Origin of the sequence: Corynebacterium pseudokroppenstedtii, from assembly GCF_019754945.1 — a bacterium.
Classification (GTDB): Bacteria; Actinomycetota; Actinomycetes; order Mycobacteriales; family Mycobacteriaceae; genus Corynebacterium; species Corynebacterium pseudokroppenstedtii.
Window position 1 is genome coordinate 207,824 of the sequence record NZ_JAEUWU010000004.1, and the last position, 16,758, is coordinate 224,581.

Annotated in this window: 11 protein-coding genes; 1 reads left to right on the top strand and 10 read right to left on the bottom strand. The window is 56.7% G+C overall.

Annotated elements, in window-relative coordinates:
• Positions 1-61: 61 nt before the first annotated feature.
• From JMN36_RS08135 to JMN36_RS08175, 9 genes are all read right to left on the bottom strand, one after another.
• A complete protein-coding gene (locus JMN36_RS08135) occupies positions 62-1,513 on the bottom strand; it encodes a hypothetical protein (RefSeq protein ID WP_221924206.1) in 1,452 nt (483 codons plus the stop codon).
• A 641-nt stretch (positions 1,514-2,154) separates the two neighbouring features.
• The gene (locus JMN36_RS08140) at positions 2,155-3,102 is read right to left on the bottom strand and encodes a cutinase family protein (protein ID WP_204087924.1); all 948 of its coding nucleotides are present in this window, start codon (positions 3,100-3,102) and stop codon (positions 2,155-2,157) included.
• Positions 3,103-3,126: 24 nt separating this feature from the next.
• A complete protein-coding gene (locus JMN36_RS08145; RefSeq protein ID WP_204087923.1) occupies positions 3,127-3,789 on the bottom strand; it encodes a hypothetical protein in 663 nt (220 codons plus the stop codon).
• Positions 3,790-3,921: 132 nt separating this feature from the next.
• Positions 3,922-5,958: an alpha/beta hydrolase-fold protein gene (locus JMN36_RS08150; RefSeq protein ID WP_221924207.1), complete on the bottom strand. Its 2,037-nt coding sequence runs from the start codon at positions 5,956-5,958 to the stop codon at positions 3,922-3,924.
• 242 nt (positions 5,959-6,200) lie between these two features.
• A complete protein-coding gene (locus JMN36_RS08155; protein WP_204087921.1) occupies positions 6,201-7,394 on the bottom strand; it encodes an alpha/beta hydrolase in 1,194 nt (397 codons plus the stop codon).
• 275 nt (positions 7,395-7,669) lie between these two features.
• The gene (locus JMN36_RS08160; protein ID WP_204087920.1) at positions 7,670-8,707 is read right to left on the bottom strand and encodes a decaprenyl-phosphate phosphoribosyltransferase; all 1,038 of its coding nucleotides are present in this window, start codon (positions 8,705-8,707) and stop codon (positions 7,670-7,672) included.
• A gap of 82 nt (positions 8,708-8,789) precedes the next feature.
• Entirely contained in the window at positions 8,790-9,227 is a 438-nt protein-coding gene (locus tag JMN36_RS08165) for a phosphatase PAP2 family protein (RefSeq protein ID WP_236881787.1), read from the bottom strand.
• Between the two features lie 91 nt (positions 9,228-9,318).
• Positions 9,319-11,388, bottom strand: a complete 2,070-nt coding sequence (locus tag JMN36_RS08170; protein ID WP_204087919.1) for a glycosyltransferase — start codon at positions 11,386-11,388, stop codon at positions 9,319-9,321.
• Between the two features lie 258 nt (positions 11,389-11,646).
• Positions 11,647-12,588: an alpha/beta hydrolase gene (locus JMN36_RS08175; RefSeq protein ID WP_204087918.1), complete on the bottom strand. Its 942-nt coding sequence runs from the start codon at positions 12,586-12,588 to the stop codon at positions 11,647-11,649.
• A gap of 390 nt (positions 12,589-12,978) precedes the next feature.
• Here JMN36_RS08175 and JMN36_RS08180 point away from each other — a divergent pair, with 390 nt between their 5' ends.
• Positions 12,979-15,222 carry a PTS sugar transporter subunit IIABC gene (locus tag JMN36_RS08180; RefSeq protein ID WP_204087917.1) on the top strand — a complete coding sequence of 748 codons (2,244 nt, stop codon included), beginning with the start codon at positions 12,979-12,981 and terminating at the stop codon, positions 15,220-15,222.
• On the opposite strand, the gene JMN36_RS08185 is transcribed toward JMN36_RS08180, so the two are convergent.
• Positions 15,206-16,750, bottom strand: coding sequence for an aldehyde dehydrogenase family protein (locus JMN36_RS08185; RefSeq protein WP_204087916.1), 1,545 nt, complete (start codon positions 16,748-16,750; stop codon positions 15,206-15,208). The genes JMN36_RS08180 and JMN36_RS08185 overlap by 17 nt on opposite strands.
• Positions 16,751-16,758 lie beyond the last annotated feature (8 nt).

Sequence of the window (16,758 nt, forward strand, 5' to 3'; positions counted from 1 at the left end):
GGCCCTCATCCTCTTTGGTCTGGATCCTCTGTGTTCTAGATCCTCTTTGTTCTGGCAGTTCTTACACTGACAGGTTGAGATTTACACCGAGGGAGGCCTGCGCATTAATGCTGACCCCTAGTTGACCCTGTGGTGCTGACGCACACGGCTTCTTTTCCGGTGCTGGCTTCTGGCATGGGTCCTGCTTCACCTGCTGCTGAACAGGGCAGTTCCCTTGCACATTAGGGACATTACCGCTGTTAATGGCTGCCGAAACGTTGCCGGCAATTGACAGACCAGCGTTGATCAGGTTTGACGCGTTAGCGTTAACCGCTGCTGCAGCATTGGCCTTGACCGTTGCGGCGGCGTTGGCAATGTGCTGATTCACTGTTTCCTGAGCGGCCCGAATATCTTTCTCGGAAATGACATTCCTCTGGGCAATGGGAGTGCCCTTCTCTACCGTCCGCGACACGTTCTGGATGGGCGTGCCTTTTTCAATCGGGGTGCCCTTCTCGATAAGTGTGCCCTTCTGGATCGGTGTCCCCTTCTCTACCGGTGCAGAGACCTGGGTGTTACGGTTCTGCTCAATAATGCGCTTCTGCATGCTCGTACGCTGCTGTTCAACAGATTGGTCGGCAGTCGTGGATGAGATGCTGCCCTTGACGCCCCACACAATTCCTGACTTACCAATGCCACTGATTGCAACAGCGGATTCATTCGTCGTGGATCCATCTGCCTTCCATGCGTGGCGGGCCGACGCGGCGATGCGCTGAGCATCCTTTTGCTGGGTTGTGCCGCGGTCCGGTGGGCATGAGCAATCTGCACTCTTAGCCAGAGAAGCTCCCGGCGCGGCGATATGGCTAGCAATCCGGTTCTTGTAGTCCATGGCGAGTTTCGCTACCGCGGTCACGCCGATTGCGCTTTCGTTAGAGGCGGCTTCCGACTTAGCTCCGGCCTTAGACACTCCCACAGAGCACGGGCCGACACCGATCCGTTGGGTGTGGTCATTACGAACGCTACGAGCGCTATCTCCCGCGACAAGATCTTTCCCGCTGATCTCTTTCTGCGATAACTGCCGGTTAACCTGGACAGTTTGCGCGTCGTTACGTGTCTGCTGATCAATCTGAACGGCAGCACGCTGAGGTGCAGTAGCTTTCGGGAGAGTTGCGGTGGATTGCGGCGTCATCCGCGGGATCTGCTTTTGCTGTACGCGGATTCCCTGAGCGATGGACTGTTGTGTGCCTCCGCGTTCGGACGCTGAGATGACCGTTTGCGATTGTTTGGGTATTGCCTGCGCGGGTTTTGTCACCTGCTGATTCATCGTTTGCTGTGGCTTAACGGATACCGACTGCGGTTCGACAAATCCTCCGGCGAATGCAGCGGGAGCTGCTGCGGTGATGCCTACACACGCAATGCCCAAGCTCATTGCTGGAACAGCAAAGGATGCGCGGTCCCCGATACGCGTTTCACTATCCCTGTGCTTTCCGCGGTATCCCCGATGAGTTGCCCGCGAAGAGATTTGGTTATCCCCCATTGTATGTAATTCCCCTTTATTTCCTGGTGGCACGGGTTGGATCCCCAGCCCAAAGCGTGAAATGCTTGAGGCTCTGAGCTACACCATGCCCACCGTCATATGCTTATGAGCCTTGAGGTGACAATGCATCCTCATTGTGTCCAGTGATGACCTGCGATCCCCTCACAGGCATGTCTGGAATGACTCAGGACTTCCATGTCCTATCCATAAAATACATGGCTGTTGTGCCAAAGAAAAGAACGGTCGGCATCTTCTTTCTGTTTTACGGGAAGATTGATGGGTGATAGTGACCACAGTTCTAAGGAAACTAACAGCTTCACTCGATGGAACCACCAGAGAATGTCCGTAGATTCATTCATGTCAGTGGCTGACGGAGACCACAACAGGATTCTCAGTTTTCTACCGACGCAGGGTGCCACGGGTACACAGCGTCACACCACCTGTACACCGCTAGCCACTGAAAAACGGACTCAGGCTTTATGCCGAAGCTACTAGGAAAGAAGGGTGATCTATAGGACTCTGAGGGAGCAATGGGACAGAGAAGCCCGCACCTGCTGGGGAGCAAGGTGTGGGTTTTTCATATAAGCGGGCGCGCGTTCTACGCGACGCGACCCTACCCGACGCGGCCTGCGCTGCGTGAATTATGTGTTGTTGTTAATGAGCCCTTGAGCCCACTGAAGCATCCACGCGATAGACGTCGTTCCCTCGATAACGTTCGGGTTCGTGCCGTATTGAATATGCAGCGAGTTGCCCGTGAACAGCGCGTCCACGTTCTCTGGCTCAACCTTCAAACTGGTGGGCATATCGCACACGGCATCTCCCGGCGCGCAAATCTCATTGACGCGGTCGTTCAGATCACCCATTCCTCCGGATCGCGGACCACGGGGAGTAAACCCAGGTACCACATTGCCCAGCACCGCTGCGAAGGGCTGCAAGGCAATCTCAGATCCAACGCCTTTCGGTTGAGCCCCGACCGTTTGTCCTTCACCAGTCATCCGACGTGGATCAGCAAGTGCGGTGACTCCCGCGACGGTGTCGCTCGGTATGACCCCGCGGTTATTTCCTATGTCACTCGCAATATCGCCCGCTATGGCTGCTCCCTGGGAGAACCCCATGATGACGAACTTCGTCGCAGGACAATGATCGTGGGTTGCGGATAGTTCAGCGTTAACGATACGGATTCCCTCGTTGACCGAATCCGAGTAGTTCATCTGGTCCAACGTCGCCAGAGTTTTCATCTGAGCAGGGTAATTCGCTGTCCAGACCTTCACCGACGATGAGTCATTGTTCTGCGTCAAAGGCCCTGTAACGCCTTGAAGCAACGCGTTCGGGAATTGTGTCGGGTGAAGCGGATCGTCACTCGTCGAGGACTCCCCCGTTCCCGGCACAGCAATAACCTCGACGGACGGACAATCTGCGGGTTGTTCCGGATTACCAGGCCCTTCACCATTGTTCGACGGAGCTCCAGGGCCTTGATCTCGAGACCCCATCCACTGAGCTATCCCGACAGCAATTGCGCCCAGAAGAATGAGAACACCAACGATGACCAGTAGTTTGCGAAATACTGATCGAGACCCTTTCTGCGCCATAGCAACAGGTTACATGTCGAGGGTCTAGTCACCACACAAGTCGCTGTCGGCAGACTCAGTAATGGCCCGTTCCACCTGGTCCAAGGGCTGGTCCGTGAGCTTCTGCTCAATCAGCTGCCCTGCCATCGCCCTGACCGAAAAACTGTCCTGCCCCTCAGCCTTCGCCTGGCAGTATTCCATAGCGGACGCAATCACTTGATCAGCTGCGGAGCCATCAACGTTGATCTTGTCCTTTTGAATCGTCGCCAGGAACTTCTTTTCTTCGTCCGTGCGCTGCCCACGGTTCGGTGCCGGAACGCGCGACACTTCAACCGGGGTTTCATCGTCCTTGGCATCAGGATTATCGCCGACGCCGTTATTGGAATCTGCCGATTTTTTAGAGCTTGACGACGACGAACTTGCGGATGACTTTGTGGAACTGCTCGATGAACTGGATGACCGGGCTTGAGTGGTCGTGGCGGAATCGGAATCGTCTTGCGTGGCTGTGGAGCCATCACCGCACGCCGCGAGGACTCCCGCGCCCAGCACGGATGCTAAAGCTAGGGCAGCACCACGCGTGACTGACGAGCGACGGTTCCAGGCTTGATGGTTCCAACGACGAGGGGAAGCCAACGGCTGGTCTGCCTCGTGGCCATCAGCCTCATCAGCAGCATTCGAGCTCATTGTGAATCCACCGCGTGAAGTCATGCGTGTGTCCTTCCCGTCGTTCCCATCGTCGCTGTTATCTCGACACTGTTATTTCGTCGCTGTCCTCGCGCCATCATAGTGACGGATGGTCCGAGCGTTCACGATCATCCTTACCCGTATCCTTACCCGGATTTACGGTTCCTGAACCTGACCGTTGATCTCTTTAATAGTGCCGCGCTGGAAATCAATGGTCAGACCGCCGGCTGGGATATTTGTCATGTCTGAGGTCGGGAATCCGTACTTCCCACCTTGGGCACCATTCTTATCCCAGGCGTCGAAAATTCCGCCTTTCATGATGACGTGGGCGCCGGTATCCGGGGACCAGTAAATGTAGCCTTTGTCGAATTCGGTAAACGCTCCACCATCAACGGGTACTTCGTCGGTCTTTGCGAAGCCGAGTTTGTCTGCTCCACCAACGTCTTTGAACTTCTTGGCAATCTCACCTTGCACATAATGCGCTGTTCCATCTTTTGCCCTAGTCACCAGGCCGTTTTGGAACTCTTGGACCGCACCTCCCGCCACTGACTTCTCATCAGCTGTGGGGTAACCCAACTTTCCGGTTTCGTAGCCCGTTGTTCCCCAGGCGTCGAACATCTCCGGCTTCAAAGCGTGAGGTCCGGTCTCAGCGTTCCAATAGATGGATCCGTGCTCAAACGTCACGAAGCGGCCTTTGCCGTCGGGAGAGGTGATCTCTTCACTCGTCGGGTAGCCCAGGAATGACTTTGGTCCGCCCATCTCGGCATAATGAGCGCCGATACGGCCCCACAGGTTATGCGCTCCTGTCGACGGGCTCCAAAACGTGCGTCCATTCCGGAAATCCTGGATCTTGCCTCCATTAGCGCCGTCGTACTCGTCGGAAGTACATCCACCAAGCTTGTCCTGGTCTTTCAAGGCAGCACTCGCAATTTCACCCATGGGGACGCAGTTCGCGCCGCGATCGTTCTGCGACAGACCAAGAGCGTCCGCCATGTACGGCCAGGACTTACCCAGTTCGAATTGCCAATACGGCCAGGTGTGAGTTCCAGAATTGCGGAACGCCGTCGTGACATTGATACCCGCGCGCTTGGCGTGGCTCACGAACGTTTCCGAGGTCATCCGAGCTAGTGCTTCTTGCCCGAAAGTGAGCCCCTTCTTCGGAAGTCCTGGTAGGACCTGGCTTTCATCGTCATAAGATCCTGCTGCTCCCGATCCCGCGGAAACATAGACACCGGTGTTCTTCAACTTACTGACGTTGAGCTTCGGGTCGTGCTCTTTCCAACCTTCAGACCCATACTGTCCCCACATGTTCTGAGCGTTAAAGGGAGATACTGTCTTCATGACAAGGCCGATCCCCTCGCTCATTCCTGGAGAGCTGGTGTCCAGATAACCCGAGTAGGAACCGACGAAGTTGAACATGTCCGGGTGCCGTTCGGCAAGGTTCATGGCCCCGGTCGCGCCGGCCGACATGCCGAAGACGGCGGTCTTGTCATTAGCCCGCCAGCCTTCCTTGAGAATCGGGGGAAGTTCCTGAGTGAGGAAGGATTCCCACTTGTAGAGCACGCCACTATCTTCATTCAGCCAGTCGGTATAGAACGAAGCAAGGCCCCCCACCGGCAACACAACGTTGACATTGCGGTCCGCGAATTGCTGGACGATATTCGTCCCGGCAGTCCACCCGTTCTCAATTTGGTTGGGGACGATACCGTCGAGCCCAAGAACCGTCGGGAATGTTTTATCCGGCTGCGAGTACCAATCCCGGGCGAGAAGAATCTCAACTTTAATGGGATTCCCCGGCATCACCTTGGAGTTGATGTACAGCGCCACCCGTCGGTCAGTTAGCCAATCGACGTGGTCAATGGATACCCCTTCGGGGAGGTTATCGAGCTGTTGTTGCTCTGTGCGCATCGGAAGCGGCTCAGAGGGAATACTGAGAGGGAACGCGTTCTTGGCGGCTTCTCTTTGAACTGAATCAGGAACATCGGCATGCTCTGCTGGAGCAGCCCCGTCGCCGTTCTCAGAACCTTGTGGAGCAGCGCTTTCAGAGGCACTGGGGCTCTGGCTCTCTGCGGGGGCATCCTCGGCTCTCGCGCCAGTGTGAATAGCCGCTGCACCAAGCATGACAACAAAACCTGTTGCAGCGATCGTGGTGGGCCACGTCCGACGATGGGAGAGCTTCGAAGAGGCGCGCATACCTGTAGTTCCTTAGTTCTGTGCCGGTAGACATTTTCTTCCGACATCATTATTACCGTGTTATACGCATGTTACCTATGCGACGCGCGGATAACGGTGTTGTTTATGTGATTTTTTACCGACACTTCGCTTGACGACGGGTGAATACGCATAAGACGCAGGCACCCTAACCAGTACCTGCGTCTTATGAAGGAATGTTTACGCTATCTTCCCAGGCCCCTCAGTGGCGACTCGGTGGTGAGCTACTGGTCCTGGTGGCTGTTCTCAACAGCGCGCTGGACGTCGCCACCGGTGGCAGCTGCGTCATTCTGAGCGGCAGGAGAAACATCGTCGCCACGAACCCCCGGAACGGTGGCAGACCGTGAACCGGGATCGCCTGTCAGCGGCTTATCACCCTCAGGAACGCCCTGACCAGCGGCACTCTGGGTTGCCTGGAGGATACGGGGACGAACCTTGATCAGTTCTTCACGCCAGTTGGTCCAGTTGTGAACACCAGCCAAGGGGTAATCAATGGTCGGGTTAATACCCTGCGCACGGAGAGCACCTTCAAACTGGGTGGTAGTCACACGCGACACAGCTTCCATCCCCATCACGGATACGGAGTAGACAGGGTTAGCGAAGAAGTCATCCTGCGGGTTCCACCAACCGGTCGCCGCGGAAATGTACACGTCGGTGTTGCGGTATGCGGCTGCGTTCTTCGTCGGATCGTTCTGACGGATGCGGTCACCGGTCCACATCTGGTCGATGCGGTACCCGCCATTTCCGAGCATCGCGCCAGCAATGCCCATGCGCATGATCGGGTTCGAGGTAGCTAAGTAGCCCGAGAATGATGAAACCTGACGGAACTGGTTCGGGTGATGAGCAGCCAAGTTCATAGCGCCAGTACCACCCATCGACATTCCGGCAACCGCGTTGTTGGTCGGTGAAACGCCGAAGTTAGCCTGGAGATACGCGGGAAGCTCAGAGCTTAAGAACGTGTCCCACTTGTAGGTTTGGGTGCCATCAGCTGATGTAGAGGGCTTCTCCCAGTCCGTGTAGAAGGAAGCTTTACCACCCAGGGGAAAGACCTTCGTGATGTTGTCGTCAACGAAAATGTTTTGAGCGTGTGCCCAGTCAATCCAGCCACTGCTGTTCGTTGGCCCGGCGAATCCGCCCAAAATGTAGAGGCCTGCATTGCCGTTACCATTGGCTGCCTGAATTTGGACCGGAATGTCCTTGTTCATGGCGTTCGAGTGGACTGTGCACTTCTGCACCCAGTAGGCGGCAGCATCCCATGTACAGCCCGGCCGTAGGGTGTCTCGGCTCCCCTCCGCATGAGCTTTATTTGAGCTCAGGGCGGTGGTCATACCCAGCATGAGCGCAATGGCACTCACCAGCACGGCCACCATAAGCCAGGGCCTACGTATAGCTCCCACACGTCGCGAGAAGCTCATCATAAAATTTTCCTCTTTCCTCAAGAGCCTGGGAAGTTCCCTATCTCACTCATTCACGGTACGAACGCGGTCGGCCCTTCAGTAGCCGTCCATCCACCCCGAGGCAGATCCTCACAATCGGCCCGCGCACCGGAAATGAACGATCACCGATCACACTCGGTGGAACGATGACACACAATAGTAATCGAATAATACTCTGTCCACGTTACTTCGCGATTTTCACCAGGTACGACGGTTCTCACGCCACAACTGACAAGCCGCACCCGAAAAGTGTCACCCTAGAAGGACGGCGCCACATACACCGCGATGAAAATCGCAATCGCCCAGAGGAGTCCCAGTAGCTGAAGTACGTGGTCACGCAGAGCTAATTCATCTGGCGCGCCCCCATCACCACGGTCCACGTCGGCTGCATACCGCAAAATAGCGACCGTAAACGGCACCATCGAAATCTCGTACCACAAGGCAGACGCGGAACTATCTTTCTGGCCCATCTCAAAGCCCCATAGGGCGTAGGTCAGCACGACCGCCGTCGCAGACAAAGTCCATACGAAGCGCAAATAAGTCGGGGTATATCCCTCAAGGGACTTACGAATTTTCGCCCCCGATTTAGCTGCCAGCAGAATTTCCGAATACCGCTTGCCAGCCGCCATGAACAGGGAACCAAACGCCGCGACCAAGAGGAACCACTGTGAGAGGTCGATCCCCGCAGCGACGCCACCACCCATTGCACGCAAAAGGAATCCCGAGGACACCAACGCAATATCAATCACGGGCTGGTGTTTCCATCCGAAGCAGTATCCCAACTGCAGGATGATGTAGACACCGATCACTGTCGCCAAAGCCCAGGCAGACGTCGATAAGAAAGAGACAGCTAATGCAGCAAGAATGAGGACAACGGCCATTCCATAAGCCACTCCCACCGGGAGCACACCCGCGGCAATAGGGCGGTACCGCTTCGTCGGGTGAGCGCGGTCGGCTTCAACATCGCGAGCGTCGTTAATCAAATAAATCGACGACGCCGCGCAGCAGAAGGCAACGAACGCAATGAAGACGTCCACGGCGACGCGACCAGTGAACATATCCGAACCGGCCGCTGCAGGAGCGGCCACCACCAAGACATTCTTCACCCACTGCTTGGGGCGGATGGCCTTGAACATCGCCTCTGGCAGGTTCTTGGGCGCCCGCACTTTCGCGGAGGCTCTATCGTCCGCGTTTTTCGGAGCCTCGGGGTAGAGACCTCGTGTATGAGGCTCGGACCCAATTAGCGCACCATTGGATTCATTACTGGGATACGGATCGTGTTCATTGCCCGCCATCGTGTCTTTATAACTCCTCTGTGGTGACATTCGCAGTCGCCATCAATCGCACTACCCTGTCCACGCTATCGACCGCACTAGCCTACTGGTGCGTCACAGCCCGATGAATAGCTTCCGCCGATATTCCTCCCAAGAGGGCCCCGGCTGCAACATCTGTTGGATAATGCACGCCGACTGTCATTCGCGACAGCATCATAAGCGGAATTACTGTCAATGGCACGCGTGAACCGGTGATCCGTGAGAGCTCAATCATCGCGGCCGTCGTCGACGTGGCATGTGACGAGGGAAAACTCAACTTCGACGGAGTCTTCACCCCGATCCGCACACGGGGGCCATGGGGCCTGGGACGATGAACAATACGCTTGAGAATCACAGATGCTGCGTGGCTCCCAAACGCTGCCCCGGTCAGTATTCCCCACTGGGTTCGACGCTTTTCATCCGCGATCATTCCGACGACGCCCAGCGCCAACCAGGCTGCGGCATGTTCACCCGCGTGGCTGAGCCCCCTGGCCAGAGGCATAACACCCGGTTTATCCGCAATGGCGCCCTGGATGAACTCAAGCACCCGGGTTTCGTCGAAGGGATCCCCTTTGTGTCGGTGCCCGTTGTGTTTAGCGTTCAAAGATCGTGCTCCATCCCTCGCGGCTGGTCAGCCTTGGGTGAGCCTTGCGATACAGCTGGCGCATCTCCGGGAAGCGATCGTAAATTTCTTTCTGCAGACGCATCGACTCACGAGCCAGTTTCACAGCCTTGGCACGGTTACGCTTACGGAACACAACTCCGCGGCCGTCGGCCGTCGTCACCGTAGCTCCGTCGACACGCGACAAGGAGAACCAGCGAGCCTCGATCGGCGGAAGGTTAACGTCGGGAACCTCGGGGTCACCATCGCTGGGCGAGAACTGCTTTTTCACAGCTTTCGACAGCGTAGACACCTTAGCTAGGGGGTTGAGCGGGATCTTTGTGAGATTCTTCGGCCCACCCTTAGCCGGCGGAACCGCCGACGCTGAGGGCAACACGACGGCATCCGGGTACTCTTTGCGCAACTCGTTGATGCGCGGGAGCGCGGTGTCGAGGATGTCAAAGAGCTGGTCAGGGCCACGCAAGAAGTCCTTAATGGCTTCGTTCTGGATAGCGACCGTCGAATACTCAAGGCACATGAGATGCTTCGTCGTCGCCTTGGCCATCGACTGCAGCATGCCCAAAATGGAACCATCTTGTTCGATAGCAGCAACGATCAAACGGTTGCGCAGGTGGAAATAGGCCTGCCAGTCAATAGCATCATCCTTATCGGACCAGGCCATATGCCAAATCGCGATACCCGGCCACGATGCCGTCGGGAAGCCCGCATGCCCGGCGCGGAGGCCGTATTCGCCGTCATCCCATTTAATGAACAAGGGCAACGGCTGGCCGATGGTTTCTGCGACAACACGGGGGATCATGCACATCCACCAGCCGTTATAGTCGACGTCGATGCGGCGGTGAAGGTCACGCGAGGTAATCACATCGCCATTGGCGTTCCGCCCGTGATCTTTACGGTCACGCAGCGGGTACTGATAAAAGTCGTGGTCGTAGTGGACGTGAGGTGCCGAGGTCCACATGAACGAATGCCGATCAATGACCTCGCCCATGCTGTGCAAGTGGCTGCGCTCTTGCAGGTTTAGCATCTGGCCACCGACCAACATGGGCTGGCGTGCGTACCGGGCAACCTGGAGTGCGCGAAGAATGGAGTCAGGTTCGATGGCGATGTCATCGTCCATATAAAGAATGAACGGAGCTTTGGTGGCTCGCTGTTTACGCTCCTCGTCAGAGCCCACACCGCCAAGGGCCTCATACATAATGCGGGAGTAACCGCCCGATCCACCCAGGTTGCCCTGGCGGAACTCGTGGAACCGGTCACCAAAGTGCTTGACAGCGTCATCGAAGCCCGGCTCATCGGCAGGATGCTTCGTCCCCTGGTCGGGCATCAAAACAGCGTCGATAACGGCGTCGACTTCTGGGTCAGAAGCGATGGCTTCTAAAGCGGCAACGGCGTCGGCGGGACGGTTGAAGGTAGGAATACCCACCGTCACGGATTTATCCTGCGGGCCGATCGTCGACCCGTCGGGCAGCGTTTGAGGACCAGGTTGTTCTGGCGCGTACCACCCGGCGGCCAACAACGTGACATCGGTCTCGCAGGTCAGATCGAACCAGATCCAGCCGCCGTCTTCGAAGCGGTCCAGAGGGATCTCAAATTCCAGCGTCGATACAGTGGACTCCGCGGATGACGGCTCGCCCTCGATGGTGTCCTGCGTGCTCTCTTCGGCCGTCGTGGCGTGAATGTCATCGGCCAGTACGTCGGTCATTTTGCCTTCGACGGCGATGCGAGATCCGTCGATTTTCGAACGGTAGACATCGGCACGCGCGTCGCCCTGCAGCTCGAGCTTCAAGACGACGGATTTCAGCTGAGTCCAGCGTCGCCAATATGAAGCCGGGAAGCCGTTGAAATAGGTTTCGAAGCTGACCTCAGCGCCCGCCGGGAATGTTGCCTCGGTGCGGCTGTGGAGCACAGCGCGCGACTTGTTCGCCTTCGATTCGATCATGTACAACGACCGAACATCGTGCGGCTCCCCCCTGCGAGGCAGAATAACGCGCTGAAGGCGCTCCACAGCTCGACTTTTAGCCTGACTCCCGGCCTGGCTCATACTCGCTAACCCTTTCATTTCACTTCTGTCAACATACTGAGCCTACCGCAGCTCACCAGCGCAACGAGGTTCCCCAATGGCACGCCGCCAGCACAATGGTCCAGCACTACAACACTTGAGCACTGAACTTACGACGCTGGCCTCCGGCACATCCTCGACGCAAACACCATGCCTAGAGTACTGGTTGGGTCCGCGCAGAGCTATTTAGCGTCGGATGTGGTGGAGAATGAGGAGTGCAAGGTCGCGCTGTACGGGCAGTTAATCGAAGTATTTGCCGTAGTAGTCCCCAAGTTTGTCGACGTACTTCTTTGCTTGGCCGGGGTCCGAGTACAGACCGTGCCCCGATCGAGGGAAGACGAAATAGTCGTAAGGGACGTGATTATTATCAAGAGCGCTTAATAAGCGATCATGTACCTTAAAAGGAACAATTTTGTCTTTCTTTCCGTATGCCATCAACATGGGAACGGAGTTAGCGGAAACGTAATGATAGGGAGAAACACGTTCCGCAAGATCGTGATAAGAACCATCCTCCATATCGTGATCGGTGAGATGCACGCCCGTCAGTTCAGTTAAGAACTTCTTTTTATCTTTACCGTAGCCTTTAATGTCGCCATTCGAGTTAGCCCAGTCTTCTGGCTGGAAGCTCGCGGGACCGACTTCCTGAAACACAAATTTCAGGGGAACGGGACTGTCCTTCCCATCGCGGAAGGCATACATCATCGCGAGAGTACCGCCAGCAGATTCCCCAGTAATGGCCATTTGATTCACCGGATATCCATGTTGCTTGGCTTGTGCAACCACAGCGTTCACGCTGTTCTTGATCTCCGTGTACATTTTGTCCAGGTTTGACGGATGATCATCGGTGTTGGTCGTGTAATTCACAGAAGCCGACACGTACCCTCGGGTTGCTGCGTCCTTTGCCGAGGCAGCATCCTTTTTATCGCCGCTGACAAACCCTCCCCCATGGATCCAGACCACTAGAGGAAAGTTTGAGCGATTTTTATCCTTGGGAAGGTATAGGTCGAAATTGTTCTGGACCCCATCACCATAATTAAGGTCCTTCACGACTGAATATGAATCTGGATTATTTTTAAACGTTCTACTCAACACATCAATACGCGTACAAAAGTAATAGGCGGTCACGGCAGCTACGACAACAACAATAAACACATAGAGAATACCCCAGGCGACTTTCTTCACTATCGGCCTCCTAGCATATTATCCAAATAAAGCCTGAACCCCAGATAAATCAGAAGGCCGAGCACTAGTCCTATAATCACACACAAAATAATCCGGGTAATCCTGTATGACAACACTTGTTTAACCCGACCCATACCGTCCCTCTTCCTCTACGCTTGGCCCATGCAAGCTCGATTGTCGCCCGGGTGGCGCGATGTGGCGCTGACCTCGCGCCAGCCTCGTACTGGCTTCGTTCCGACTTCGCACCCTTGATAGATCGCTTTCCTAAAAGGATAGAGGAAATAAAATCTTACTGCTTCTTACATCGGTACGGCTCAGATCAATACACTCCCTTTCGAGTGACGAAGACCTCACTTGATTCACGCGTCAGGTGCCACCACCATAGGTTGTATGACAAGTACCGCGCACTCGTCCTCGCGTAACAATCCGGAGGCCACCCAGCGGCAAGATTCGCTCCCCACTAAGGCTGATGCCCCGTCGACGTCACCGTCGTCCTCACCGGAAGCATCCCCCTCAGCGTCGAAACGGAAGTTTCATAGACCCGACTTTTCCCAGCTCCAGCGGTTGGGAAAAAGCCTCATGCTGCCCATCGCGCTCCTGCCGGCAGCGGGAATACTCCTCCGATTAGGCCAAGACGACCTCCTCGGAAGGATCCAAACTCCCGTCATCGGCCCCTTCTTCGAGGCGATGAGCGCGGCCGGCCAAGCGCTTTTCTCCCAGCTCCCGCTGCTTTTTGCGGTCGGGGTAGCCATTGGGTTCGCTAAGAAGGCCGACGGGTCAACAGCCCTGGCTGCCGTCGCCGGCTACCTCGTGATGGGTGCGGTGTTCAAACAAATGTCGCCGCTCGTCCTCCACGGAGTCAAGGATTCCTCAGGCGAACAAGCACTCATCGATTACAGCGTCTTCGGCGGTATCGTCGTCGGTCTGCTCACCGCGTGGCTCTACGACAAGTATCACGACATTAAACTGCCGTCCTACCTCGGGTTCTTCGGCGGGCGTCGATTTGTTCCCATCGTCGTCTCAGTAACGACGCTGATCACCGGATTTGTTCTGTCGTACATTTACCCCATTTTCAACGAAGGACTGACGGCGATTGGCCGATTCATCGGTGGAACGGGTGCATTAGGAGCGTTTGTTTACGGATTTGCTAACCGAATGCTCATTCCGCTGGGACTTCACCACATTCTGAACACCTACGTGTGGTTTATTTACGGTGATTACAACGGACCCGACGGAACTGTGTCCGGCGAGCTCTCCCGCTTCGCCGCAGGTGACCACTCAGCGGGGCTACTGACCTCCGGTTTTTATCCCATTTTGATGTTCGGCCTCCCCGCAGCAGCGCTGGCCATGATTCACACAGCGAAGAAGGGCCAAAAAGCGACGGCGATCGGTATCCTCTCCGCCGCTGGACTGACGGCGTTCTTCACCGGTGTGACCGAACCCCTCGAATTCGCGTTTATGTTCCTGGCGTTCCCCCTCTACGTTGTCCATGCGGTACTCACGGGACTATCCCTCGCCATTGCGGAGCTGCTGAATATCCACCTGGGGTTCTCGTTCTCTGCCGGACTACTCGATTTGATCCTCTACGGCACGGCGCCCGCTGCACACAACATTCCTCTTCTTATCGTTCAAGGGCTCGCGTTCGCGGTTCTGTACTACCTCATATTCCGGTTTGCCATCGTGCATTGGAATCTCCACACACCAGGCCGAGCGGACACAACAGTCGGTGCAGCTGACAACACCGATGAGTCGGGCTCAGCCACCGGCTCTACGACGTCGGAAAATGAAACTTGGGGCATCTCCTCGAGCACCACGAGTGTCAGTGCAACACCAGGCTCAGCTACCCCTTCGTCGCCTTCGTCGCGGGCCGAAGACCTGATTAATGCCTTCGGCGGGCGAGACAACCTCGCCAACGTGGATGCATGCATTACCCGGCTCCGCATGGAAGTCAACAACCCCGCAGCCGTCGATAAGAACAAGCTTCAAGCATTGGGCGCGTCCGGGGTCATGGAAATCGGGACCAGCGTTCAAGCAGTCTTCGGGACAGAATCCGATGTCCTTAAAGACGAAATCAACGCAGCTCTCGCGGGGGCTGCCACCGGCACGCGCACGGAAAGATCCACGGACTCGCCCGCAGCACAACCCCAAGACCATGGGCCACTGGAGGTCCGCGCGCCGATCCCCGGAACAGTGATCCCGCTCTCGCAGGTAGAAGATAAAACGTTCGCTTCGGAAACGGTGGGCCGCGGCCTCGCTATCCGCCCGGAACAGGGCGTCCTCGAAGCCGTCGCCCCCGTCAGTGGCCGTATCATGCAGCTCTTCCCACACGCCTTCGCCATCATGACCGACGACCGCATCGGCGTTCTCGTACACCTAGGTATCGACACCGTCGAATTAAACGGCCAAGGATTTACCGTCCATGCCGCGAAAGGCGACCACGTTGTTCAAGGCCAGCCGATCGTGACATACGACGTGCCCGCCGTCGCCGCAGCCGGCCGTCCCACCACCGTTCCTGTGGTGGTGATGGATAGCCGACGGATGGAGATCACCATGGCATCCGAGCCGGCGGAGAACGAATCGGTCACGACGATGCGGCCACTGTTCTCCGTCGAAAAACCTACTCCTCGGGGCTAAACCACCCGGTCACGGCCGGCGTCGTGTTGTGATAAATGTGCTTCGGCTCGGTGTATTCCTCCAGACCAGTGGGGCCGAGCTCGCGGCCCATACCGGACTGGCCGAAGCCACCCCACTCTGCCTGCGGCAAGTAGGGGTGGAAATCATTAATCCAGATCGTTCCGTGCCGCAACCCACGAGCAACGCGCTCTGCGCGGCCCGCGTCGGATGTCCACACGGCCCCGGCCAGCCCGTAGTTCGTGTCGTTCGCGATGCGGATGGCTTCCTCTTCCGTCGAGAATGTCTCCACGGTCACCGTCGGGCCAAAAGCCTCATCGTGAACACAGTCCATCTCTTGGGTGCACTGATCGATCACCGTCGGCAAGTAGAACCAGCCGTCGTCCAATGAGGCACTGCCATCTGCTGTCGGGCCAGTACCAAAAGCACCACCACACCGCACGCGGGCACCTTGCTCACGCGCATGGGCCACATAATTCGAAACCTTCTCGCGGTGCGCCTCCGAGATCAGCGCACCCGTTTCCGCTTTCTCATCAAATGGGCCACCCAAGCGAACCTTTTCAGCTCGGGCCACAAGGTCTGTGACAAAGCGCTCCGCAATGGACTCTTCGACGACGAGCCGAGCTCCCGCCGAGCACACCTGACCGGAGTGGACGAATGCAGCATTCATCGCGTTATCCAACGCGGCGTCGTAGTCGGCATCTGCGAAAATGACGTTCGGATTCTTGCCACCCAGCTCAAGAGCAATCTTCTTCACTGTGAGAGACGCTTCAGAGGCCAAGTGGCGTCCGGTCTCCAGGCCACCCGTGAACGACACCATGTCGACGCGCGGGTCACTCGATAAAGGTGCGCCCGCCGATTTACCAGCACCGGTGATCAGGTTCCCTGCACCCTTCGGCAGCCCGGCCTTGTCCATCACATCCAGCAGCAACATAGAAGTATGAGGCGTCAGCTCGGCCGGCTTCAGGACGAACGTGTTTGCCGCCGCCACACAGGGCGCAACCTTCCACGCAACCTGAAGGAGCGGGTAATTCCACGGGGTAATCAGCCCGCACACGCCTACGGGCTCACGCACAATACGCGAGCTTATCGACGGATCACCAGCGTCAACGACGCGTCCGGCGTCGTTACCGGCGAGCTTGCCGAAGTAACGGAAGCATCCGATGATGTCATCCATATCGGCATTGGATTCCATGAGACGCTTACCCGTGTCCAAGGACTCCGCAAGCGCGAATTCATCCTTGCGCTCCTCAATATTGTCCGCGACGGCGAGGAGAAGCTGACCGCGGTCAAAACCCGACCAGCCTGACCACACGCCCGAGTCAAAAGCCTCACGAGCAGCGGCGATGGCGCGGTCTGTGTCCTTCGTCGACGCCTCAGCGACCACGCCCACTGCCTGATTGTTAGCAGGACAGGTGATCGTGCGCGTCTCACCGTCGATTGCAGAACCCCATTCACCATTGATGAACAGTGATTCCGGCTCGGCTGCCGGCGTAGGGGCAGTTTTCATTTGCGTCGTTGATTGCGACATAGAGTGTC

Coding starts and splice junctions, on each gene's coding strand:
- JMN36_RS08145 (WP_204087923.1), bottom strand. CDS start 3,789: ATGACTTCACGCGGTGGATTCACAATGAGCTCGAATGCTGCTGATGAG.
- JMN36_RS08135 (WP_221924206.1), bottom strand. CDS start 1,513: ATGGGGGATAACCAAATCTCTTCGCGGGCAACTCATCGGGGATACCGC.
- JMN36_RS08140 (WP_204087924.1), bottom strand. CDS start 3,102: ATGGCGCAGAAAGGGTCTCGATCAGTATTTCGCAAACTACTGGTCATC.
- JMN36_RS08150 (WP_221924207.1), bottom strand. CDS start 5,958: ATGCGCGCCTCTTCGAAGCTCTCCCATCGTCGGACGTGGCCCACCACG.
- JMN36_RS08185 (WP_204087916.1), bottom strand. CDS start 16,750: ATGTCGCAATCAACGACGCAAATGAAAACTGCCCCTACGCCGGCAGCC.
- JMN36_RS08155 (WP_204087921.1), bottom strand. CDS start 7,394: ATGATGAGCTTCTCGCGACGTGTGGGAGCTATACGTAGGCCCTGGCTT.
- JMN36_RS08170 (WP_204087919.1), bottom strand. CDS start 11,388: ATGAGCCAGGCCGGGAGTCAGGCTAAAAGTCGAGCTGTGGAGCGCCTT.
- JMN36_RS08160 (WP_204087920.1), bottom strand. CDS start 8,707: ATGGCGGGCAATGAACACGATCCGTATCCCAGTAATGAATCCAATGGT.
- JMN36_RS08180 (WP_204087917.1), top strand. CDS start 12,979: ATGACAAGTACCGCGCACTCGTCCTCGCGTAACAATCCGGAGGCCACC.
- JMN36_RS08165 (WP_236881787.1), bottom strand. CDS start 9,227: ATGCCTCTGGCCAGGGGGCTCAGCCACGCGGGTGAACATGCCGCAGCC.